Origin of the sequence: Mycoplasma sp. 2045, assembly GCF_024582715.1 — a bacterium.
In the GTDB taxonomy this organism is placed as follows: Bacteria; Bacillota_I; Bacilli_A; order Mycoplasmatales; family Metamycoplasmataceae; genus Mycoplasmopsis.
This window is the reverse complement of the sequence record NZ_CP102083.1, coordinates 333,207-359,317: the sequence shown is the minus strand read 5'-3', so window position 1 is coordinate 359,317 and position 26,111 is coordinate 333,207. Positions and strand designations below refer to the sequence as shown.

Sequence of the window (26,111 nt, the reverse complement as noted above, 5' to 3'; positions counted from 1 at the left end):
TATTTTGATAAATAAAAGCTAGATTAAAATAAAATAAAAATACTTATAAAATAAAATTTTAATTTTATTTTAGTCATGAATAAAAAGAAAGGATGATTATGGCTGACAAAAATAGAAAAAGAAAACTCATTATTGGTCTAATACTTGGTGGTGTCGGTGTTGCAACGTTAATTGGTACTGGAGTTGGATTAGGATTAAGCAAAAAAGAAGCTCCCTCTCCTGCTCAACCAGTTGACAAGCAACCTGCTAAAAATATTGTTGCTAATTTATCAAACTTAACTCAAGTACAAAAAGATGCAATTTATAAACAAATTAATGATACTGCTGATAAAACTACAATTGATAATATTGTAAACAACTCAAGAGACTTAAATGAATTAGCTGCTAAATTAAATGAAGCTAACGAAAAGCAAAAATCTGAAGCATACACAAATGCATCAGCTGAGCAAAAACAAAAATTTAACGAAGCTAAAAAGGCTCTTGAAGATGCTATTGCTGCTAAAACTGATTTAACTACACCGGTTGAAAACAAACAAAGCTTAATTGATGCATTAAATGCTGCTAAAGAAAAATTAAGTTCATCTACTTCATCAGAACAACCTACTAACCCTGGAAATAGTGATGGTGGTGCAACAGGTGAAACAAACCATGGAGAAAATCCATCTAATCCAGATCAAGAAAATCCAAGTTCAGGTGAAAGTGGAGGAAGCAATGAAACCCCAAGTAACCCTAATGGAGATGAAGGTTCAACAGGTTATGAAGAACCAGCAACTGGAGAAGAAACCCCATCACAACCTACTACATCAGAAAGAATTCTAGAACCTGAATATCCACCAGTTGATATGTTAAGCGAAGAAGAAACAAACCGTTTAACTGAAAATGCTAAATTCACAATCACAAACCAAGGTTACTTCCCAGAAGAAGGTAAACCAGTTGTATTACAATTTGTCGCTGGAAATGAAGAATTAAAACCAGAACAATTCAAATGATATTCAAATGATAGTGAATTTAGTGTTACTGATAAAGGTACTTTAGAAGTATTTAATAACCAAATCGGTATTGATTCTAACTTCCAACTTGAAGTTATTGGAACATACAATGGTAAAAAATACGTTAAGAAACTTAATGTGGAAATGGTTCACAAAGTTAACCCATTACAAAATGTAAAATTAACTGCATCAAATGATGGATTATTAATAAATAACGCAGCTACAGTTACAGCAAGTAATGTTGATGGCGTAGATTGAGCTAACTCATCTTGATACAGATATACAACATTAATTGAAAATGAACATTCAACTACATTAAATGTAAACAGAGATGGAGACTATTCATTAGTAGTTAAAAATTCAGCTGGTGTAATGTGAAGATTAAAACCAGTTACTATTTCAGCATTACCACTTGCAAATAATACTCAACCATTCAGATCTTTACTTTCAAACAGATTAGACATTGTTTCATATACAGACAAAATCATTGATAGAAAAACTAGACCTTCAATCCAAAAACAAGTTTACGATACAAAATTAAACCAAATGTATTCAAGTTATGGATTCAGATACCCTGGATACGATTTTAACTACGAAAAAGATAACAGAAACTTTGCTGATCGTGCTTTCTTTGAAGTAAATGGTAAAAAACTTAGTATGGGTGAACTTGTTTACAACGAAAGAGTTGAAGGCGTAATTGGTGTAGATGGTTTCACAGGTGAAGGAGCACGTAAATATAGTGATGCAAACTTCATTAAAGAAGAAATCGCAAATAACCGTCTTAAAAAACACCCTGCAGCAGATAAATGATTCGAAAGAGTAGTTACAGACGAAACTCAAACAGTTACAAAAGAAATTTCAATCAACACATCAATGACAGGATACAACGTTATTGGTTTATATGCTCCGGCTGGAGAAGTTATTGAATTTGAAATTAGTGAAGACACATATAAAATTCTTAAAGAATTATATGGAACACCAAATGAAACTACAGGTATTTACAGTGAAGTTCCGTTTGATTTCTATGTAAACAAAAGCTACTGAGACAACTACCCAGCAGACAACACAGGGAAAATTTCTAACCGTTACCCATTTGTTCTATCAAGATTTAGATTTAGATTTAATGAAATTGACCCAGTCACAAGAAGAGTTAAACTTGGTTCACCATTTGGTGGAGCATTATCAATTAACGTTGGTGTAACTCTTAGAGATCAAAATGGTAACCCTGCTCCATTTGACGTTAAAGTTTATAATGCAGTTGAACAACTTCACTACGTTTATGGACAAACAACAAAAGCAGAATGAGATGCACAAATGGACGCTGTTAAAGCAGGTACAATTAATGCACCTATTATGACAATTCAATCAAACTACACAGGTATAGCAATTCCTTATACATCATCAAGTGCTATTGCTCATGTTAAGTTTGATGATATTATCTTCCCTGAAGAAAAAATGCACAAATGAGACAGTTTCTATGAAATGTCATACTTCTGATTCGACTACAACGCACCTAAGTTAGCACTTAACTACTGTGATGACGTTTGAGGAGGAGCTGGTGCTTGAGGTGGTGGATACAACCTTTGAGCTCCAATTGGATGAGCATCACCTTACTTAAAAGGAGCTTCTGACTTTGGATTTGATGATTGAGGAAACTACCACGAAATTAACCATAACTTTCAACCTCACCAAGATCCATTCAATGTAAGAGACCACGGATGAACAAACATTCCATCAGTAATTAATTTATCATTTATTAACGATAAAACAAGACTTCGTGGAATCACAAACCCATCAGGAGACTTTGATGTATACTGAGCTAGATTAGCTAACTCATATTCAATTAATCAAACAAAAGCTGACTGATACGCACTTTACTCAAATATGATTTACACATTAGGACCAGTTAACTTTATTGAATGAGTTAAATCATCAGGAAGAAATGGTTTATACGATAAGAAATTGAAGACAACTTGATACTTATCTAAATACTTCAAATTAAACTTCTACTACGCATTAAAACAATACGCAAGCACAATTGAATCATTACAACGATCAGTACCAACAGTTGATATTGCAAACGACCATAAACCAGAATTTGATGCAGCTATGGCTGAAGCTAATAAAGCTACAGCTGAATTTAAAAAAGTTCAAGCTGACTGAAAAGACTGAAGATTTGAGGGAAGTAAAGAAATTGATCCTAATGGTTACTATGGATATAATGATGCTGACAGACCTCGAAACTTAACAGAAATGGATAAACAATGAGCTCAAAAAGAAAGAGACGCCATTGCTAAATTAAGAGCGACTGGAGATAAAATCAAAGAGCTTATGGCTAAATATCCAGATCAAGAAAACATCGAAAGAATGCTTGATATGTTCCAATGACCATCATTCGATTTTGTCGCTAACATTTATGCTTGTGGTCAATTCTTATACAACAGTGAGCTAGACAGATTTGAATATACTTCAGATGCAGCTCCAGCTTACCAAATTCCAGCAGGACAAGACTTTACATTTGACTTTGCCAATGGAATTAACTCACTTAACTCTAACTTTAGAATTAAAGAACTTAAATTCCCTGCAAGAACAAAATTAGGTGGAAGTTTAGAATTTGATCCATCAGATCCTACAAGAATGAAAGTTATCTATAGAGCAAATCCAGATAAACTTGCAGAAATTGATGAATTTGATATGGAAGTTATTCCAGCTGACTTTGAAAACAAACCAAAAAGATATGTACCTGCTTACAGATACAAAATTAAACTTAGAAACGTAGTTAACCGTCCAGTCTTAACAACTTACCAACTTACAGATGGTCAAGTTAAAGGGTTAAGAACAATTTCACAAATTATGAACTACATCAAAACAAATAACATTCAACCAAAAGATACTTTAGTTGAAGATTTTGAACAAAGAAAACTTCAAAACCCATTCACAGGTAAAAAACAATTAGTTGAATCTAAGGCAAAATTCATCGCACCTGAAACAGGATCATATAATATTAAAGCTTACTTCTCTAACTGAGGATACATTAAGATTGGCGATGCATTTGAAGGTGAAATTAACTCAACAAATAATGCACTAAAAGATTTTGGTACAGTAACATTACAAAAAGGACAAGTTTACGACCTTACAATCACCGCTTGAAATGATATTGCATACCCAAGAAGAACATTCTGATTGGAAAAAATCAATGATACAGGTTCTAATACAATCTACGAAATTAACAACTATGCATTAAGTCCATATCTTCCAGCAGATTGATACGATACACCAGAAAAAATCCAAGAATTATTAACCGGTGAACAGTGACAATACAAACCAAGATTTATGCCTACTGATACTAAGAGCGACCTTCAAATTACAAAATTTGCTGGTTCATCTCAAGTTACAAACCCTGTTGCATTAAGCATTAGAGGGCCTTCAAACCGTTATATTAATGGTAATACAGACTATAAAGCAATTTACGATCAAATTTACAACACAAAAATTGAAACTTGACAAACAGATAAATTAGACTTTAATATCAAGTTCCAAAAACCTGCTACATTAAGCTTTATGGATATTATTGCTAAAGCTGACTTCCAAAAACAATACCGTCCAACCCATTACACAATCGAACTTAAGAGAACTGAAAAAGTTGAAGTATTCGAAGGTGAATTTATTGATATGCCAGTTGTGTTCAAAACATTAAACTTTGTAGTTGACCCTACAAAAGATACAGATGGTCTTCCATTAACTAATAGATTAGACTTTGGTGCTATTTATGATGGAATTGAAGAAGTTCACATTACAACAATGAGAGAACCAATCAATGACGACGAAAAAACAAGAAAGCTTAAAGTTACAATCATTAGAGAAATTAAATTTGGTCTCGATACTCAAAATAAGAGAGTATTACCAATTAACAACTCTGAAATTCAATTCTATGGAACATCTTGAGAATTTTTAACAAACGAAAATGATCAAATCAACAACGCAATCAATGGTGTTTCAGCTAAAGTTTCAAAAGCTAACGAATACTTTGAATTTACATTCAACTCAGACGCTATTGACTTATTTGGAAAAACAGGGCCAAATATGTCATCATTTGACGTATACATCGATGATGAATTAGTTCTTGAAAATGTTTCAGCAGTTACAACTGAAGAAACATACAACCACTGTTTATTAACATTATTTACACCTGAAAAATACGATTTAACAAAAGATCACAAAATGAAGATTGTAAATAAAGAAAATAAACCATTATTCTTTAACTACATTTTAACCAAATAAGATGTAATCACATAATTTAGAAGATACCTTATGGTGTCTTCTTTTTCTTTTACTTTTTTGGCAAAAAACAAAATAAAAAACCTTCATCACTAGGACGAAAGTTTAAATTTAAAAATTATTTATTTACGTTTTCTACGTTTTTTGTAGAAGGTAAATCCAAAGATTGAACCAATTAATGCAAGTAATCCTGATACACCACCTGCAATTGGACCAACTAAGTTTGAACCACTACTTGTGTTTTCTTTTTTATCTTCTTCTTTAGCAACGTCTTCAGGTTTAGTTTCTGGTTTAACTATACCATTAAGAGCTTCTGTAGCTTTTTGAAGTACAACTAATCTTTCGGATAAATTAGGAATTCCTGTAGTAAAGTCTTCTTTTGCTTTAATTTCTTCAAAAGCAGCTAATGCATTATCAAATGCATCTTTAAATTGTTTATCAGCTTGAATATATTGTGTTGTTTCTTTCATCGCTTCAGCATTCTCGACAACATCAAATGCACTGTTAACTTCTTTTACATTATTCTTAATATCTTCAATCTTAGAAACTTCATCTAAGCCATTTACTGCGTTTTTAGCAGCATCTTTTTGAGTATCTGATAAGTTTGAGGCAGCTTCGATAGCAGTAAGCGCTTCTTCTTTAGCTGTTTTTAATCTACCAGTACCATCAAGAGCATCTTGAGTTGATTTCAATGTATCTAACTTGTTATCTAAGTTAGGATATGGTTCATTAAAGTCAAGTGTTGTTGTTAAGTCGTTTAAAGCATTAACTGCATCATCAAATACATCTTGGTTTGATGCTTGAGTGTATTTGATTTCTCATTCAACTTCTCCAGCAGATTCAACTTTAGCAATTGCTGCATCAACACTTGAAGCATTTGAAACTACTTTATCAATTCCTGCTTTATCTGATTTAGCTTCTACTAATTTGATAGCTTTTTCTTTTTGAGCATCTAATAATTTAGGTAATGAATTAATTTTAGCTATAGCATCTTCTTTTTGATTTTCAAGTAATTTTTCTTCAACTTTAGCAATTGATGATTTAGCTTCAACTTGATTTTTAGCAGCATCTTTTTGAACTGATGTTAAGCTTTTAAGTGCTTCAATAGCTTTAATTGCTTCAGCTTTTGCAGCATCTAATCTATCTTTACCATTTAATAAACCCTTAGTTTCAGATACAGCTTGTAATTTAATATCTAATTGGTCAAACGGAGTTTCAAAGTCTGTGTAGCTTGATAATCCATCTAATGCAGTTATAGCATTATCAAAGTTTGTCTTAACATCATTTGATCCCTGTTTGTATTGAACTTCTTCTTTTATCGCAACTTCATCATTAAGTGTTCCAATACCACTGTTAACTTTTTCTGCATTAGCAACAATTGCGTCAATTTCATCTTTAGTTGCTTTTGAGTTAATTAAAGTTTTAACAGCTGGTTTTTGTACATCATCTGACAAGTTTGATAATAAGTCAATTTTATTTGATGCATCTTGTTTTTGAGCATTTAATAATTTATCAGCAACATTAGCGATAGTTGTTTGTTTTTCAACTTCAGTTTTTGTGTCTCTTTTCTCATCATCTGATAAGTTAGGTAATGTATCAATAGCAGATTTAGCAGCAGCTATTGCGGCATCTAAGTTTTGTTGACCATCAAGTGAGTTGATTGCATTATTAAGAGCTTCCGTTTTTTCTGTAATGTCAGCAATAGGACTTGTTGTAAAGTCTGTTACTGTTTCTACACCTGGTAAGTTGTCAAACGCTGTTTGAGCAACTTGTTTTTTATCTGAATCAGCTTCTGTAAATTGTGGTTTTGATTTAATATCATTAAATCTTTGAATTTGTTCAATTGCAACATCAACATTTGTTGCGTTTGTAGCAATGTCCTTTGTTAATTGAATTGTTATTGCTGCATCGATTTGATTATTAGCTTCTGCAATTTGTTCTTCTGATAAGTATGTTAATTTAGTCAATTCAGATTTTGCAGTTTGTCTTGCTGTTTTTAATTCAATTAAAGCATTATTAAGTTTTTCAGCATTGTTTTTAATATCTGTAATTTCTGAAATTGAGTTAGCTGAAGTTATGCTATTTGAAAAAGTATCTTTTTGTCCATTTGATAATTCATCTAAATTAGAAATGAAAATGTTAGCTTGTTCTTTTTCTTTTTTAAGTCTGTCTAATCCATTCAAGTCAGCTTTTGCATTCTTAAGAGCTATAACTTTTGCATCAAAGTTAGCAGGTAATGTTGAAAAATCAGTTTGTAATTTTAATGGTAATAAACTGTCCAATATAGTATCAAAGTTTGTTTTTCTAGAACCTTCAGCTCCAGTGTAGTTTATTGTTGATTTTTCATATTCAGCTTCTTTAATTTTTGGAAGTGCATAATCAACTTTTGAATAGTTTCATTGAATTGCATCAATTTCAGTTTTTGTAGTTTTATTGTTAATTAATTCAGCTGCTTTTTCTTTTTGGGTTTGTCCTAAGTTAGATAATGAATTAATTTTGTTGATTGCATTTTGTTTTTGAACTTCAAGTAATTTTAAATTAACTAAATTAATTGTGTTAGCAGCATTGATTGCATCTTGTGCAGCTTTTATTCGTTCTTCAGTTAAATTAGTTAATTTAATCAACTCATTTAATGCAGTTGTTCTTGCAGATGATAATTTAGAATCACCATCAAGATCCTCGATAGCGTTTTTTAAGTTAACTGTTAATCTATCAATATTAGAAATTGATCTTGTAAATTCTGAATTTGATTTGATATTGTCTATTGCACTTTTAGCAGAATCAAATGTTTGTTTTTTGTTATTTGCAGCTTCTGTATATGCTGGTTGATTTAATTTCGAATCAGCAATTGAAAGTTGTTCTAATGCAGCATTTAATTTTGTAGCATTAGAAGCAATTAAATTTACATCATTTATAGTTTGCGCATTACTAATAGAGGTTTTAGCAGCTGGTTTTTGAACATTGTCTGATAAGTAAGTTAACTTGTCAATATTTTTGTTAGCTTCTGCTTTTGCAGTATCTAATCTTCTTTGACCATCTAAGTTGTTTTTTGCTATCTGCAAGTTCGGTATTGCAGTATCAATGTTCTCAATTGCTCTATCAAATGTATTTGAATTTTTAACTGTATTAGCAACTATTTCTGCATTATCATAAGCTTTTTTAAGATCTGTCGATGCTTCTATATAGTTAATTGATGACTTTACAGAATCAAAATTTTTGAATTGAGCATTAAAGTTGTTTAATTTAATTACATTTGAAACTATTGAATTCATCGCAACTCTATTTGCACATTGTTCAACTGAAGTTTTTGCACTTGAGACTTGTGTATCAGTTAAGTTGGATAAACTATCAATTGTTTGATTAATAGCTTGATGTTCAAAATTATTTAATTGCTCAACTGCATTTTGCAATGCAATTGCTTCTGCATAAGATCTTTTTTGGTTAAGTTCAACAACTTTTTGATCAATAACGCTTTGTTCTAAATATTTAGATGACAAAATAGATTGTTTAATTGAATCTAAATTAGATTGTCCGTTTAACATCGAAATAGCAGATTGCATACGTTGTTCAATATCATTAACGTTTGTTTCTTGAATTTCTGAAAGTGTTAATTGCTCATTAATTTCAGTAATTAATTGATCAAGTTTAGTTGCTCAACCACTGTTATCAAGTAAGTAATTGATTTGTGTTTTTTGTTCTTCACATTTTTGTAATGCAGCTCTTAATCTTTCTCTATATAAGTTTTGATCATATTGTTTTTTTAAGTCTTCAAGTGATTTAATAATTTGAGCACATTTATCATAATGAGTTTGTAATCTGCTTTTTACATTCGCAAAATCAATAGTTGCATCATTATTAATTGTTTCTTTGATAATAACTTGAATAGATTGAATATTTTGATTTAATTCTGCTTTTTTATCTCGGTAGTTAATTTGTAAATTATCTAAATCTAAGTCAGTAACTTTTTGATTGAATAGTCCTAAATAATCCTGAAGATCATTCAAGATTATTTTTAATCCGGCTAATTTATTTTTCTTCTTGATGTAAATGTTAAGAACATTTTGATATTCAGGTAATTTAGGAATTGTTGTAATTACATCTTGAAATACTTGATAAATATCTTCTGATAATTTAGATTTGTCAGCAATTGTTATAAAACTTAATTGAGAATTTCTAAATGGAACTGATGAATTAAATGTTTTTATATCTGATTTAAAAGCTTCATAAGCATTTTTTAAGTTTGTAATTTTATTTTGAACTTCAGTTTTATCTGAATCAAATAAGTCAGCTCATTCACCTCTTTGGTCAGTCATTGGTTGAACGATATATGAATTAGCTACACTTACAATTTCATTTTGAATATGAAATCTAATGAAATTTTGGTAAGTTGTATTAGCAAGAGTATCTGAATATGCCACATAACTTCTCCCTACGCTAAGAAGTTTATTTACATATTCTTGATTTCTAGAAACCGTAAGTGTTCCTTCAACATTTAAAATTCTTTTTGGAGTTGGATAGTAAATGTTTGTTGGAGTTTCTTTGTAGAAAACTAATTTGATTGAATCACCTAAAACAAATTTATTAGCTAACTGAATTCTTGTATTTGTATCAGTTATCTTTTTCTTTTCTAAAAGATTATTACCTTTGTAAACTTCAACAAAGTAATCTTTCATCGGTTGGTTTAATTCAATAATCGATGTATTGTCAGATAATTTAGTAACAGGAATCGCATTTAATTGTCTTCCTAAAATTCCACGGTTAATTACTCTTTGACTATACATATAGTTTTTACGCACTATAGCTAATGCAAGGGCATCTCCAGGAAAATCCATTGGTACAATTCCTAAATGTTCTCATTGATCTTCTTTTTGTTGAAGTTTTTTAACAAGTCATTTATTTAAAGCTTTGCTAGTTCATCAAGGTTGCTCACCGTTAGATCTTGAAAGGAAGTTGGTCATTATGTCATTGTGAAAATCATTTAGATCTTGATACATGTTTGCCATAGACTCAAATGATCTCTTCTTTACATCTTCTGTTGAATCATATACATCTTGTCAAATATTTCAGTTATTACCGTGATCAATGAAAGTTCCATAGTTATTATCTGAATAAACTTTGTGGTGAAAGTTATTTACAACAAAAACTTTACCTCTTAGTTCATTAAGTGTTGGGTTCAGATTATTATTACGAGAATCATTTTTGAAGAGAAAATCTTTGAATTTATAAAGATTATCAATTATTGAGTTTCTTCATTTTATACAATCTGTAGCAGATAAATTACCAACATCTACATTTTCATCTTTTATACGTAAAATGATTGTTTCACTTGAGTGTGCAGTTAAGAATTTTTTACACTCATCTAACACATTTTGTAGATATAAGTTATTCGAATATGCTCCACCGTGATTAACTAAATTGTTTCTATCTAAACGAATATCAAAATAACGAATACCCATTTTCAATTGGGTAGGTAAATTTTTGTACTGTGTTCTAGCTCAAGCAGAACCGAAAAATCATTTAACACCTCTACCATCATACATACCACTATCGTGAGTTCCTGGTATAGAAATCTCTGATAGCAATTTATCCCCATCAACATCAGCCATTCAATCACTTAAATTCAATTGTGTTTGTGTATCATCTGAATAAGCTTTATTTTCATCTGTTCAAGAAACACTTTGTTGAACAATTCCTGAAATTGCAGTCAATGAAAGAATCGGAGCTGCTCCGAGAGTTAAACTTATTATCAATTTCTTATTTCCTTTTTTCATAAATGTACCAACCTACTCAAAATTTGAGTAATCATAATAAATTTATAAATAAATTTATTGTATTTTATCTGTCTATTTTAACAAATTCTAAACACTATACACAATGTCTGATTGTTAAATTTCAAGATTTATTAGCTTATTTAAATTTGATTTACATTTTTTTACTTTTAAGTCTAGTAGACTATTATAAAAGTAAAAAAATAAGATGCAATTGCATCTTATAAATATGATTTTTTGATTGGGAATTTTTTAGTTAATTCTAAAACTTCTTGTTTAAGTTCATTTAGTTTATCAATTTCATTTTCTGAACTTAACATTTCATAATTTCTAAGTGTGTAATCAATTATGTCAGCTAATTTATCTCATTCTGTGAAATCTCTACTTGTCATAGCAGCAGTTCCAATTCTAATACCACTTGCTACAAACGGTGAAAGTGTATCGAATGGAATTGTGTTTTTGTTTAATGTAATGTTGATTTTACCTAAGATTTCTTCAGCTTGTTTACCGCTAATGTTGTATGTTGATAAAACATCAATCATAAATAAGTGGTTGTCTGTTCCACCTGAAATAATTTTTGCACCTTTGTTAATGAAGTTATTACAGAACTTATCTGCATTTAATCTAATGTTTTTTGCATATTCTTTAAACATAGGTTGCATAGCTTCATAAAAGCTTACAGCTTTTCCAGCTATAGCGTGGAATAATGGTCCACCTTGGTATCCAGGAAATACTCATCTGTCGATTTTTTTAGCAATTTCTTCATCATTAGTCATAATGATTCCACCTCTACCTCCACGTAATGTTTTATGTGTTGTAGAAGTAATAATATCTGCATAACCAACTGGCGATGGGTGTTCTCCAGTAGCAACAAGTCCTGCAATGTGAGCTATATCAGCAAGTAATTTTGCACCACATTTATCAGCGATTTCTCTGAATTTAGCAAAGTCAATTGTTCTTGAGTAAGCTGAATAACCACAAATAATTAAGTGTGGTTTTTCTTTTAGAGCAAGTTCTAAAATTGCATCATAATCTAAAATTCCATCTTTACTTAAATCATATGAAACTGATTCATAGAAAATTCCACTAAAACTGATTTTGTATCCGTGTGTTAAGTGTCCACCTGAACTAAGTGAAAGCCCCATAATTTTTCCACCACTAGGTACAACTGATGCAATAGCAGCAGCATTTGCAACTGAACCTGAATAAGGTTGCACGTTAGCAAATTTAACACCAAAAATAGCTTTTAATCTATCAATAGCAGCTTGTTCAACTACGTCAACATTTTCACATCCACCATAATATCTTCTATTTGGGTAACCTTCACCATATTTATTTGTTAAAACACTACCTTGAGCTTTAAGCACATCTTCTGAAACATAGTTTTCACTAGCGATTAATTCAATGTGATCTTCTTGTCTTTTTAGTTCATTATTAATTGCATCTTGAACTAATTTATCTTTTAAACTAATATCTGAATACATAGGTCTCCTAGTTGTTAAAATGTGAATCTATTTTCTCAATTTGCTCACTTGAACCTGTAATTCTAAGTGTTACATTGTGTGAATTTTCTTTTTTGTAATCATCAATTTGGTCAATGCTGAAACAATCTGAAACTGATTTAATTTGATTAATTTTATCTTGAATGTACTCACCATTTGCAAGTTCAAATGTAAGGTCAAGTGTTTTGTATGGTTCAGTATTAACTGATTTGAATTTAGTTGCTGCTTCATTGTTTCTGATGTTTTTAATCACATCTGTGAATAATTCTGCATAGAATGCATTTGTCTTATCGATTGATGGATGAATTTTACCTAATCAACCTAATTCAACTTGTGCACATGTGTTTTGGTCAATGTAAACAATTTTTGCAGATGCATTTGGATGAACTAAAGCGTTGTCTTTTAAAGGAACAAATTCTAAATCTAATTTTGCGAAATTAATAATATCTTGTTTCATTTCAAAGAATGATTTAGTTGTCGAAGTAAGACCTAAAACTTCATTAGAGTTCCCGATCATTCCTACTTCAAAAATGTTAATTGAGTTTAATTTACGTTTTTGATTGTATTCAACAACTTCTTGCAATGAAACAATAATTGAATTACGTACGTATTCTCTTTCTTTAGAAACGAATGTTAATAAAGGTCCAACAGTTTCTTCTAAGTCTAAAACTTTAAAGTCTGCTTTTTCTTTAGAAACAAGTGTAAATGTTCTAACTTCTGAATAACCCATTCCACTAATAATATTTTTTGTTCTATCTTTTGATTGTGTAATTAATGGAACATTTTTAACAATTTCTTCTTTAAAGTTGCTGTATGAATAGAATCTGAATAATTCTTCCATAACATCTTCAAATAAGTTAACATCATATCTGTAGTTAGGAACTTTAACAGTGTCTACTTCAAAGATAAATCCTAATTTACTTAATTGATCTTTAGCTTTGATAAATTCAACTAATTGATTGTCTGATTTATTTGAGTAAACTTTTAATTTTTCATTATCAATTTTTATTTCTTTGTAACTATCAAATTCAAATTCACCAATTGTATTTGAGACTTGTAAATCATTGCAGTATGATCTGATGAATTTAACTGCTAAACTTGCTAATTCGGGTGTAATTGTTCTTGCACCTTGTGCAGCTGAGTTTGAAATTAATTTAAGCTCTTTAGATGAATGTCTAACATCTGTAGACTTAAACACTCCAACTTCAAATAAATAATCATTTGTTTGCTCTGTAGCTTTCGTGTCTTCTAGACCCATAGCACAAGCAACTGAAACAGGTTTATTGTTAGCAAAAATTGTTAAAACATTATTTAATTCAACTTCTTTATTTCCTAAAATGACTAATTTTCCTAAATAATAATCTGCACTTAAATTGTTTTCTAATTTTGTAGCATCATAAACGTGAGCAGGCACACCATAGTTAATTAATGTTAAGTTTGTTAAATTAACTGCTCAGTCGAATTTTGTATCAATACCGTTTTTTGCAAGTAACATTTTTTCATATAAAGTTGTTTCTTTTTTACCTTTAACTTCTGTAAATGATAAATGTTGTGCTTTGTTTTTATTAACTGTAAATTGTGTTGTAAATGAACTTGGCGTTTCTTTTAATATGCTTATAAAGTCAGTATCAAAATATGAAGCTAATTCTCTAGCTAAAACATAATATGAGTTTGCATCATTTCTGTTTGCCGTTACTGAAATTTCAATAAGTGTGTCATTAAGACCTAAAAGTTCCATTGCATCATCTTCAAGTGTAGCAAAATCGTTTGATAAAACTAAAATTGAGTCAGTATATGATAAAAGTGAATTATCATATCCAATTTCAGATCACGCACCGAACATTCCTTGTGATAAAACTCCTTTAATTTCTTTGTCTGCGAAAACAAAATTTCCTTTTGATGCACCTGTTGGGAAGCAAATTGTAAGGTCACCTGGTTTTAAAATTCTATTATTTGTTTGAATTGTGTATTCACCTTGTTTTGTTAAAACTTTAACTACATCTAATTTGTCTGAATTAGGGTTAACTGAAACTTCTAAAACTTTTGCAAATACTAAACCTTTAACGTCAGAGAAAGGTGAAACTGATTCAACTTCTAAACCTAAGTTGTTTAATGCTTTTTCTACTTCTTTTGCATCTAACTTAATATTTGGTAAATATTTATTTAAATGTTTTAAAGATAAAATCATAAATTACTTTCCTCCTTTAGTTAAATCTCATTTGATTGGTTCTACATTGTTTTGTTTAAGTTTTTTATTAATAGTTTTAAATAAGTGTGAATCTGCAAAACCTTTGTTGTAACTATATGGACTTGGGTGTGCAAGTTCAACTAAGTTCTTAGGATTAATTGCTATATCTTTAATGAATTGTTGTGCTTTTTTACCTAACGCAACCACAATAACATTAGGGTTTTGCGCAACTACTTCTTCAACTACTTTGTGTGTGAAAGTTTCTCATCCTATTTTGAAGTGTGAAGCAGGCTTGCTTTGAGCAACTGTTAAAACTGTATTTAATAATAAAACACCTTGTTTAGCTCAAGAAACAAGTGAAGTCGTTTCTAATTTTGTTTTAGGATAATCTTTTTTAAGTTCCTTAAGCATATTATTTAGTGATGGAGCAAATTTGTCATCGTATGTTGAAAATGCTAATCCATCAGCTAAACCTAATGTGTGGTATGGATCTTGACCTAAGATAATAACTTTAGTTTCATTAACTTGGAAGAATTCAAATGGTTTAAATAAATCCATTTGGTGTGGAAAAACTTTAACTCCATTTGTTTCTTCTTCTTTTAATTTATCTAAAATTTTTGTAAAGTATGGTTTTTGACCTTCTGACTGTAATATTTTTAAAAAACTATCTTTCATTTTTAAATTGCTCCATTATTCTTAAATCATTTCTGTATAAATCTCTTATATCTGTAAAACCATATTTAATCATTGTGATACGTTCAATTCCAATACCAGCTGCAAAACCGTTAAATGATGAATCAAAACCAGCCATTTCTAAAACACTTGGATGAAGCATACCGGCACCTAAAATTTCAATTCATCTATTTTTGTAAAATACATCAACTTCAACACTTGGCTCAGTGAATGGGAAGTAACTTGGTCTTAATCTGATTTCAACGTTTTCTTCTAAAACATATGAAAGTAAATCTTTAAGAGTTCAAATTAAGTTAGAGAATGAAACTTTTCCAACTGTAACAAAGTCAATTTGAGTAAATTGGTGTGAGTGAGTTGCATCATCTTCATCATTTCTGTAAACTTTACCAATAGCAAAAGTTGAAAATTCCTTATTAGGATTTTCTTCAAGAACTTTTGCAGTAATACCTGTATTATGTGTTCTTAATAAAGTTTGTTCTGTAATGTAAAGTGAGTCATGCATCCCTCTTGCAGGGTGATCATCTGGAATATTTAAACGTTTAAAGTTATATTCATCAGATACAATTTCACCATCTTTACGCTCATAGTATCCGTGTTGGAAAAATCAATCTCTTAATCTTTCTTCAACAAGTGTGATTGGGTGTAATGCTCCAGGTTTTAAAACAGGAATTGTTGCGTCAATAAATTCTGAATTAATTTTCTTTTCAATTTCAAGTTTTTGAATTCTTTCTTCAGCTAACTTAAAGAAATCTTCATATTCTTTTTTAAGAATTGTAATTTTTTGTCCAATTTCTTTCTTTTGTTCAACTGGGGCTGTTTTTAATTCTTGTTGAAGTTTGTAAATTTCTCCTTCATTTGAAAATACACTTGCTTTTGCTAATTTAAGATCTTCTAACGAATTAATGTTTTCTAATTTTAAATTCATCTAATCCTCCTTGATTGCTTCCTTGATTTTTTGTCAATATTTTTTGTATTTTTGTTCGTTTTCATTTAATCCAGCAAAATAAAATTCTGCTTTAGATAATTCTTTTGGTAAATATTGCTGATTGACATAATTGTTTCAGTAGTTATGTGGATATTTGTAATCAACTCCATCACCTAATTTAACCGCTGATGCATAATGTGAATCTCTTAAATGTTTTGGTATTTGATAAATTTGTCCTGAATCCAAGATTTGTTTTGTGTTTTCGATTGCAATGTATGTTGAGTTACTTTTTGGTGCTAGTGCAATATCGATAATTGCAAAAGCAATTGGTAATTTTCCTTCAGGCATTCCGAGTCGCTCAAAAGCTTCAATTGCATTTAGCACTCTTAAGCTTACATTCGGTGAAGCGTGACCAATATCTTCATATGATGCACAAATCATTCTCCTGAATAATCCATCAACATCTCCACTTTTTAAAATTAACATCCCATAATACAGTGCAGCATTTACATCTGAACCTCTGAGAGATTTGTGAAATGCAGATAAATTATTGTAATGTGCACTTGAATTTAAGTCACTGTAAAAGTTAATATTTGGAATAACTTGTTTCAGTTGCTCTTTGGTAATTTCTACACCTGGATCAGAACATAAAATGAGCATATGTAAATTGTTAATACTTAATCTTAAGTCTCCTGAAGAAAATCTAGCTAAGTTTTTTAGAACATCCATACTAATTAAGTAGTTAGGAAAACTTTCTTTAACAATTTGATTAAGTTTCTCTGCGATTTCATTTTCTGAAATCTTAAAAAACTGCACAATTTGCATTCTACTTCTTAGAGCAGGCACAACTTTAAAGTAAGGGTTTTCTGTTGTAGTTGCATAAACAATAATCTTGTCAAATTCTAGATAAGATAACAAAATGTCTTGCTTATCTTTATTTAATCTATGTATTTCATCGATGATGATTACATCATTATTTTTGAAAATATTAATTAATTTATCTTTATTATCAACTGATGCGTTAAATAAATCATACTTAAGACCTAATTGGTTAGCCAAAATCATTGCACTTGTTGTCTTACCGGTTCCTGATTCACCAAAGAAAATAAAACTTGTTGTTATTTTGTTTGCAACAACTTTTTCAAGTAGTTTAACAACGTGCTTTTGTCCAACGATGTCTTCTAATTTAGTTGGTCTGATTAAATTTGCTAGATTTTTATTGTTCATAACACCCTTTTAGTTAATTAATAAAATAAATTTTATTAATTATACATTTTTATTTTTTTAAAGATTGCACTTTGTTGTTTAGTTTATAGTAATAAAAGTTTAAAGTGGCAAAACTTTTAAAGCTTGCACACTATTATAAAAATAAAAATAACTGCTTTATAGCAGTTAAATTTAGTCAATTACATATTGTGATATGGTACATTAGTTTTAACAAAAATGAATTTATGATTTGGAAGCATTTCTTGAAGTTGTTCATACATATCAAGCGCAAATACTTCTTCATCTAAGTGTGGAACTTCTAAAATGTTTGTGTTTGTTTGGTCAAATACGATTCAGTCACTTCATCTAAAGTCGCTTGAAATGATTAAGTCACATTTTGTAGCTAAATCATTAATTTGCCCAATGTATCCACTTCCACTTAAGATTGCAACTGTTTTGAATTTTTTATCGTAGTTTTCAGGTGCAACATTAGTTCTAAATGAGTGCAATCCTAATCTTTTTTCTAATAATTCTTTAATTTGGTTTAATGATAAATTAGCATTAATAACTGATGAGAATTTTTGTGTTAATTCTTCATTTTGTTTTGCTTCTATACCCATATATCTTGCAATTTGGTATGAAGTACCTTTTGGGTCACAGTCGTAATTTGTGTGCATTGAGAATGCTGTAATTTGGTGTTTTCTAAGTAAATTTAAGATTTCTCTTTTGTATGGAGCTTTGTAATCTTCATCAATTCATCTTCTTTCGAATTTGAATGGGTGGTGTGTTAAGATAACGTTGCAATCATTATCAATTGCTTCTTGAAGCACTTCTTTTGTAAGGTCTATTGCTAAAACTGCACCTTTGAATTTTTTAGCTTGAACTGTTTTAACTGAGTACCCTGATGGATCTCAAATTTCTTTGTTTTCTAATGGGTACATTTTGTTTAATAATTCAATAAAATCTTTAATTTTTAAACTTTTTTCTCTCATAATATCTATTTTTCCTAATTTTGTTTAATTGTCGTTTTTAGTTTCTAATAAAGTCTTTTAAGTTTTTACCGTGTTTTGGATCTGATTTAAGTTTACGTAAGATTTTGTTTTCAATTTGTCTTACACGTTCTTTAGAGACTCCTCCACGGTCTAGTGCTAATTCTTCTAATGAGTGCACTCTGTATTTATTTCCGTTTTCATCAACACCGATACCAAAACGTTTACAAATAAGTTTTTTATCTTCTGGATCAAGGTTGTTAACCATATCTAATAAGATTTCTTCTAATTCTTCTTGTGAAGCATAATCAACCGGTGAAACAATGTTGTCATCTTTAACAAAGTCACTGAATGATGAATCGTTTTCTTTACCGACTTGTTTATCTAATGAAATAGGGTCGATATTAATTTTTCTAATGTATCTAACTTTAGCAGCATCATATCCATTTTGGTATCTTTCTGCAATTTCCTCATCAGATGGTTCTCTTCCTAATTCTTGTTGTAATTCACGTTCAATTTTTGAAATTTTGTTAATTGTTTCTACCATATGAACAGGCACACGGATTGTTCTAGCTTGGTCAGCTACAGCTCTTGTGATAGCTTGTCTAATTCATCAAGTAGCATATGTTGAGAATTTAAACCCTTTGTTAACATCATATTTTTGAACAGCTTTTAAGATACCTGAGTTACCTTCAGAAATTAAGTCAATAAATGTAAGTCCTCTATTTTTGTATTTTTTAGCATTGTTAATAACTAGACGCAAGTTTCTTTGGATAAGTTTATCTCTTGCTCTTTTTCCTCTGAAACCACCTTTTTCCATTAATTTAGCTAAGTGTTTTTCTTCTTCTAAAGTTAATAATTCTCCATATTTACCGATTCAACGCATATATCATTTAACAATGTCATTTGTTTCAGTAAGTTTGTTTGATAAGTTATATTTAATTTTTGTATCGTCAGCTAATTCGATTGGTTCATCGTAAGTTTCAAAAACTAAATCCATATCATCAAAACCTGAATCAATTCCTGCATCATCAAAGAATTCATCGCTTAATCTATGAACTTCAGTTTCTTTTTCTTCATCTTCCTCTTCTTCTTCATCAGCTTCTATTTCTTCATCTGGAATTGTGTAGTAATCTTCGTTTTCGTCATCTTCATAATACTCATCATCATCCATATCATCAGAATCAAAGCCACCGTCAAAGTCAGGCTCCTGGTCATCAAGGTCAGTTAATTTTTCGAAATCATAGTCATCTAGACTTTTTTCTTTTGTTTTCTTAGATTTTTTTGATTTTGCAGGTGCTACATCTTCAAAATCAGCTTCTGTATAGTCATCATTGTCACCGAAGTCAACATCATCAATAATAATATTGTTATCTTTTAATTCTGACATAAAATCATCAATAGTGTCTTCATCAATAGATAAACCTTTTGAGCTTAAGATATCAAAGACTTCTTCTTGAGTTAAGTAATCTTTGTGGTGCTTTTTAAGCTCTCTTTTCATATAATTAATAATCTCTTCAAATTTATACATAAATTATCTCCCTCTCTTCTTATCAGGTTTATTTGAGTTAAGTTTTTTCAAGTTATTTATTGTGTCAACAAGATATGGTGGCAATGGATCTCCCTTAGGTAAATCTGCAATTGTTTGTTGTATAAATGGTTCTTGTTCTACTATATATGAATTAAACGAAAGCATACTTGTCTCTGTAAAGAAAGTTGTTTCTTCATATAACTCGTGTAAATAATTTTCAATAATTTCTGAATTAACTTCAGCTTCAGTCATTCCACAATTTTTAAGTAAATATTGCTTGAATATGTCTAAATAATTTTCATTTAAATATTGTGTGGTGTTTTTCATGACTTCTTTGTATAGTTTGCCAATTTGAGTTGGGTAGCTAAAAACAGCACCAATATGTTCAGTTTGTTTTAAGATATCCAAAATATGAGGGTTCATCATAGCTTGAGTTAAGATTTTCAATCTATTTTGAATACCTAAAGTAGTAAGCTTGCTGTAAAAATCTTTTTCATCAAACCTAACATTGTTAAGTGCTTGAACAAACCCATCATATGGATCAAAAGGTGCATATGGGTCATTTGCAACAAATTCATCATACTTGACTTGTTCTTGGATTTGTCTTTTAGGAACAATTTTTAGTTCGTAATTAAATTCTCTTTGTAATTGTGATTTTAAATATTGTTGTTCTTTTTCACTAAATAAATCAAGGTATTTATTAAGTTCAATGATAAACAAGTTAAAGTGATTAAAATCATAATTATCACTGCTGATTTGATGTTTGATTTTTAAACGATTGTAAAGAAAGTCAATAGCAGATATTTGTGAATTGTTAATCAAGTCAACTAAAGTTTGTGCACCATATTCATTTAAAATTTCGTCAGGGTCTTTTGAATAAGTGTTATTAATAATAGAAACATCAAAATTGTGTTCTAATAATCTACTTAAACTTCTAAATGTTGCTTCAATTCCTGCTTTATCATTATCAAGGAACATTAAAACTTTTGTGTTTTTGATAAGTGCTAAATGTTCTTTAGTAAGTGCAGTCCCCATAATTGCGACTACGTTTTCAATTCCTGCTTTATAACAAGCGATAACATCCATATAACCTTCAACAATTACAACTTGTTTTTTAGTTCTGATTGAATCTTTGGCATTATGGTAGTTATATAAAATTCTCGATTTGTTAAATGCAACAGTTTCTGGAGAGTTAATGTATTTAGGTGAATTAGGATCATTGTTATTTAGTTTTCTTCCACTAAATCCAACAATGTGTCCGTGTTCATTAGCAATACCAAAAGTTACTCTATCCCAGAATAACTCGTGCATATCTGCATTAACTAATCCTGCTTGTTGCATTTGATGTGTTGAATAATTTAAATTAGTTAAATAATTAACCAAAACATTTTTAGGTGCATAACCAATGTTGAATTTTTCTCTAATTTGATTGTCAATTTTACGTTTAGCTAAATATTCTTTAGCAGATTGATTGGTTAAATATTGAACTTTGTAAAATGAGTTAACAATGTCTAAAACATCAGTTATTTCAATTGCTTCTTGAGAATAATTTATTGTTTCAGTTTGCTTATATTGTTCAAAATCAAGTTCAATATTTGCTCTTTTAGCTAAATATTCTAATGTGTCTACATAAGAAATGCTTTTGTATCTTTTCACAAACTCAATTACGTCACCAGCAGTTTCGCAAACAAAGCATTTGAAAATTTGCTTAGCTTGAACAACACTTAAACTAGGTTTAGTATCTTGGTGAAAAGGACATAGTCCAACATAACTATTTCCCTTTTTATGTAATTGAATAAATTCAGAAATAACATCAACAATATCATTTGCATGTTTAATTTGATTTGTTATTTCAGAAGTTAATCTTGCTGACATTATTTCCTCCTTTGAATTAATTTAGTTAGTTTTATTTTTGAATAAATGAAATTACTTGGTCAATTGATACTCTGACTTGTTCCATAGTATCTCTGTTTCTTAAAGTAACTGCATTATCCTCTAATGTGTCATAGTCAATTGTTAAACATCAAGGTGTTCCAATTGCGTCTTGACGACGGTATCTTTTTCCAATTGAACCAGCTTCATCATAAGTTACTGAAATTCCGGCAGCAACTAAATTGTTGAAAATTTCTTTTGATTTTTCATTTAACTTTTTAACAAGTGGCATAACAGCAACTTTGTAAGGTGCAATTTCGTAAGGGAAACGTAAAACAATTCTTGAATCATTATTTTCTAATTCTTCTACATCATAAGCACTTGTAATTACAGCTAACATTAAACGATCTAATCCGATGCTTGGTTCAATAACATATGGAATAACTTTTGTATTATTTTCAGGATCTAAGTAATCAAGTGATTCTCCTGTTGCATTCATATGTGACTTAAGATCGTAATCTGTTCTGTTAGCAACCCCCAGTAATTCTCCTCAACCAAAAGCAAAATTGAATTCAATATCACTTGTTCCTGCTGAATAGTGGGCTAACTCTTCTGGGTCGTGAGCTCTAACTCTGATTAAGTCTTTTGAAATTCCTAATTGTTGTACAAAGTTATAAGCTTTGTTTACATAGTAGTCAAATCATTGCTGTGCTTCTTCAGGTTTTGTAAAGAATTCGAGTTCCATTTGTTCAAATTCCCTTGTTCTGAAAATGAAGTTTCCTGGCGTAACTTCATTTCTAAAGCTTTTTCCAACTTGTGCTACACCAAATGGTAATTTAGCTCTCATTGTTCTTTGAACGTTTTTGAAGTTAATAAAAATACCTTGTGCTGTTTCAGGTCTTAAGTAAACTTTTGATTTAGCGCCCTCAACAACTCCTTGAGAAGTTTCGAACATTAAGTTAAATTTCTTAATGTCTGATCAATCTGTTTTATCTCCTTCATATTCTTTGATGTGGTCTCTTACAAAAGCGACCATTTCATCAAAGCTCATTTTTTCAGGAATTAAATCAGGATTTACTTCTTGAATCAATTTGTCTGCTCTATATCTTTTTCCATTAACTTTGTTTTCAATTAAAGGGTCAGAGAAGTTAGAAACGTGACCACTTGTTACTCAAACTTGTGGGTTCATTAAAATTTTTGAGTCAATTAAGTAGTTGTTAGTTTCTTTGATAACAAATTCACGTTTTCAAGCTTGCTCAATGTTATCTTTTAAAAGTGAACCAAGTGGTCCATAATCTCAAGTATTTGACAATCCTCCATAAATTTCACTTCCTTGAAAAACAAATCCAGAGTTCTTCAAGTGATTAACAATATCATTCATTTTATTTTCTCTATTATTTAGCATAATTGTAATTTTATCACTAAACGCTTAATAAAAAATTTATTTTTTATTATCATAATTTGATGAAATCCAAAGAAAAAAGCAAAAATTTTTGAATTTTGTTACACATTTGATTTTTACACTTTACTATTAAGTTCAAAATATGTTTACCCCTTACACACTATGGAAAACATCAAAAAAATAGCTATTTTTTCTTAATTTTTGTGAAAAAAAAGCAAAAAAATACCGTTTTTCCCTAAATTATAGGGTTATAAGTAGACAAATATATCATCATTATTTATAAAAAGCATTTATAATTAAGAGGAACGAAAGTTTATTTTATATAACGTTATACAAAATTACTTATTTAAACAAAGGAGATATATGAAACGTTTACAATGTTTATATAGACCTAACAAGGATAAAAACTACCCTTGAGCTCTTAAACACCCAAAAGTCGAAAGTCCTTTAGCTCTATTCAAAACTCGTAAAGACGCTATGACCTGATTCTTATCATTAGGTTACGAGTGTGCAACTTGATTCCAAACAGATAAAAAAATCTGAGGAGGAATCGTTATCGAATTTAATGATGAAGATTCAAAAGGAAATATCATTCCTGAATTCGAACTTAACGTTGATAAATTCGACGGTGGTTTAGATTACGAAGAAACAGTAGAAGAATTAGCTATTGATCCAAAAACAATGAAACGTGATGACAAAGCAGCTAAAAGAAACTTAAAAGAAGTAGTTGATTTCAAAATCATTAAAGATCACGAAACATACTTCCCAGCTGATGATGATTACGTTTACGAAAGAAAAAAATCTGCTAAAGACTTAGAAATTGAAAAATTACAAAATGAATTAAGCAAAAAAGAACAATTAGAAAAAGAAGTTAACGAACTTCAAGAAAAATTAGCTAACTCAGTTACAAAAGAAGTTTTAGTTGAAAAATTTGTAGAAAAAGATGTTGAAGTTTTACCAGTGTGTGAAGATAAAATTACAGAATATGCATACATTAGAGACTTAATGATTTCTGAACAAATCAAAGTATTAGCAATCTACGCTAGAAAACTTCGTTTAACAGCCGCTTCATTACCAGAAACATTAACATCATTAGAAGACATCAAACGTATTGAAACAAACTTTGAAAATGTTTTAAAAGCTGCTAAAGCTCTTAAAAAAGATGTTAAAGGAAATGAAGAATACAAAGAATTATTAGCTGCTATTGTTGCTACTATTTCTAAAGCAATGCAAGAATTTGCTGACAAAGTTAAAGGAAGCGAAGAAATCGAATTCAATGCTGAAACAGAAGTTTACTCAGTATGTGAATTAGTTGGAAACATTACTTTAGCACAAAAAACTTCATACGTATTATTCAACAACTTACACGTTGGATTTGTTAAAAAAGACAGCTACGACTACTCAATCTTCTTAGGTGAAGAAGCTCAAAGACAACACTTCTTAGTATTTGAATCTGTATTATCAGATGGTGTTGTTTCAGGTGAAGGTCAAGTTGTTACAACACGTTCAAGAGCTAGTCTTTTAGCAATTTTCTTAATTGTTTTAGGATACTCAATCTTAATCGTGTTAACAATCTTATTAGGATTAGGATACATCATTTAGTTTTAATCCAATGCGCAAGGCTTAAACGCCTTGTTTTTTTATTCTCTGAATGTGTTAAAATTTATATAAATATAAATTTAAGACAAGAAGGTGTAAGATGAGACTATCATTAATTTCATTAAAAAATAACTCAGTTGAAAAAGTAAGAGAATACTTAGAAAGATTAAAAGATCAAAGTGCACAAAACTTTGAAGTTATTCTTTGTTTAACTGAAAACTCAAAAGCAATTTTCAAAGTTGCTAAAGATTACTACCAATTTTTCGGTAACAGACTTATTATGATTTTCAACACAAAAAGCACTTCATATCAACACAATTTAATTAGTGCATTTAGAGTTGCAAAAGGTGAATTTATTACTGTTTTAAATTCAGATTCAACATTTAGAGATAGTTATGTTGAAAACATTTTAGAACAAGCACAACGTTGAAATGTTGATGTTTTAGAATTCAAACCAAAACTAATTGGTTCAGTTAGATTCAAACCAAAAGAAAGAGCTGAAATGAGCCAAATGTTTGATTTAACTAAAAATTCATTACCATTAGCGTATAGTTTCCCTTTCATCTTCAACAAAGTTTTCAAGAAATCATTAATTAAAAAATTCATTAAATATAGACCTCAAATTTCAAACGATTCAATTATGTGTATTGAAGTTACATACAGTCTTTTAATGAATGCTAAAAAATATAAATACCTTGACTATAAGGTTAAAAGAGATTTTATTTCATCAGATATTTGATTGAACACACAAAATTATGTTAAATCATTTGATATAATTAAACAAATAGCAAAGAATCAGAATTTAAAGATTAATGAAGAATTAGAATACGCAAAATACTACTTCTTAAAATTACTTCTTTCAGGTTTCTTAAAAGCAAACTACTTCTTCTATAAATTATTCAATGTTCAAGATGATGAAGTTAGCGAAAAACGTAGTTCATTCCTAAATGATAAACACGCTGAAACAATTAAGAAAATCGAAGATACAGCAGATTTTCAAACATTTTTAACAACTAACTATTACGTTCTACTTGATAATGATGAAACTAAATTACTAAAAACTAAATTTTCTAAATTAAAGGCAGATAAATTATTAAAAGGACTTGAATAATTAACTTTCCATATGGGCTTTCTCATATGGTTTTTTAATGCAAAAAGTCAAAAATGCA

General features: G+C 29.7%; 13 protein-coding genes. 3 read left to right on the top strand and 10 right to left on the bottom strand.

Annotation, left to right across the window (positions count from 1 at the left end):
* The first annotated feature begins 98 nt into the window (after nt 1-98).
* Complete coding sequence (locus tag NPA13_RS01580) at nt 99-5,270, top strand: M60 family metallopeptidase (protein ID WP_257089716.1); 5,172 nt, start codon at nt 99-101, stop codon at nt 5,268-5,270.
* A gap of 119 nt (nt 5,271-5,389) precedes the next feature.
* Here NPA13_RS01580 and NPA13_RS01575 read toward each other — a convergent pair whose 3' ends face one another.
* The 10 genes from NPA13_RS01575 to NPA13_RS01530 all read right to left on the bottom strand — a co-directional run bounded on the left by NPA13_RS01575 (nt 5,390) and on the right by NPA13_RS01530 (nt 23,346).
* On the bottom strand, nt 5,390-11,038 hold the full coding sequence (locus NPA13_RS01575; protein WP_257089714.1) for a phosphatidylinositol-specific phospholipase C domain-containing protein: 5,649 nt from the start codon (nt 11,036-11,038) through the stop codon (nt 5,390-5,392).
* 218 nt (nt 11,039-11,256) lie between these two features.
* A complete protein-coding gene (glyA, locus tag NPA13_RS01570; protein ID WP_257089712.1) occupies nt 11,257-12,519 on the bottom strand; it encodes a serine hydroxymethyltransferase in 1,263 nt (420 codons plus the stop codon).
* A 7-nt stretch (nt 12,520-12,526) separates the two neighbouring features.
* Nucleotides 12,527-14,725: a phenylalanine--tRNA ligase subunit beta gene (locus tag NPA13_RS01565; RefSeq protein ID WP_257089710.1), complete on the bottom strand. Its 2,199-nt coding sequence runs from the start codon at nt 14,723-14,725 to the stop codon at nt 12,527-12,529.
* 3 nt (nt 14,726-14,728) lie between these two features.
* Complete coding sequence (locus NPA13_RS01560; protein ID WP_257089708.1) at nt 14,729-15,400, bottom strand: uracil-DNA glycosylase; 672 nt, start codon at nt 15,398-15,400, stop codon at nt 14,729-14,731.
* Nucleotides 15,390-16,343 carry a phenylalanine--tRNA ligase subunit alpha gene (gene pheS, locus NPA13_RS01555; protein ID WP_257089706.1) on the bottom strand — a complete coding sequence of 318 codons (954 nt, stop codon included), beginning with the start codon at nt 16,341-16,343 and terminating at the stop codon, nt 15,390-15,392. Before pheS ends, NPA13_RS01560 begins: the two co-directional genes overlap by 11 nt.
* Nucleotides 16,344-17,570, bottom strand: a complete 1,227-nt coding sequence (locus NPA13_RS01550) for a replication-associated recombination protein A (RefSeq protein WP_257089704.1) — start codon at nt 17,568-17,570, stop codon at nt 16,344-16,346. It abuts the gene before it with no gap.
* 179 nt (nt 17,571-17,749) lie between these two features.
* The gene (locus NPA13_RS01545) at nt 17,750-18,541 is read right to left on the bottom strand and encodes a Nif3-like dinuclear metal center hexameric protein (protein WP_257089702.1); all 792 of its coding nucleotides are present in this window, start codon (nt 18,539-18,541) and stop codon (nt 17,750-17,752) included.
* 37 nt (nt 18,542-18,578) lie between these two features.
* On the bottom strand, nt 18,579-20,069 hold the full coding sequence (locus NPA13_RS01540) for an RNA polymerase sigma factor (RefSeq protein ID WP_257089700.1): 1,491 nt from the start codon (nt 20,067-20,069) through the stop codon (nt 18,579-18,581).
* Between the two features lie 3 nt (nt 20,070-20,072).
* Nucleotides 20,073-21,944 (bottom strand): DNA primase, encoded by a 1,872-nt coding sequence (dnaG, locus tag NPA13_RS01535; protein WP_257089698.1) that lies wholly within the window; start codon nt 21,942-21,944, stop codon nt 20,073-20,075.
* Nucleotides 21,945-21,975: 31 nt separating this feature from the next.
* The gene (locus NPA13_RS01530; RefSeq protein ID WP_373457121.1) at nt 21,976-23,346 is read right to left on the bottom strand and encodes a glycine--tRNA ligase; all 1,371 of its coding nucleotides are present in this window, start codon (nt 23,344-23,346) and stop codon (nt 21,976-21,978) included.
* Between the two features lie 360 nt (nt 23,347-23,706).
* Between NPA13_RS01530 and NPA13_RS01525 the strand changes: the two genes are divergently transcribed.
* Both NPA13_RS01525 and NPA13_RS01520 read left to right on the top strand, forming a co-directional pair.
* A complete protein-coding gene (locus NPA13_RS01525) occupies nt 23,707-24,945 on the top strand; it encodes an MAG3090 family protein (RefSeq protein ID WP_257089696.1) in 1,239 nt (412 codons plus the stop codon).
* A gap of 97 nt (nt 24,946-25,042) precedes the next feature.
* Nucleotides 25,043-26,053: a glycosyltransferase gene (locus NPA13_RS01520; RefSeq protein ID WP_257089694.1), complete on the top strand. Its 1,011-nt coding sequence runs from the start codon at nt 25,043-25,045 to the stop codon at nt 26,051-26,053.
* Nucleotides 26,054-26,111 lie beyond the last annotated feature (58 nt).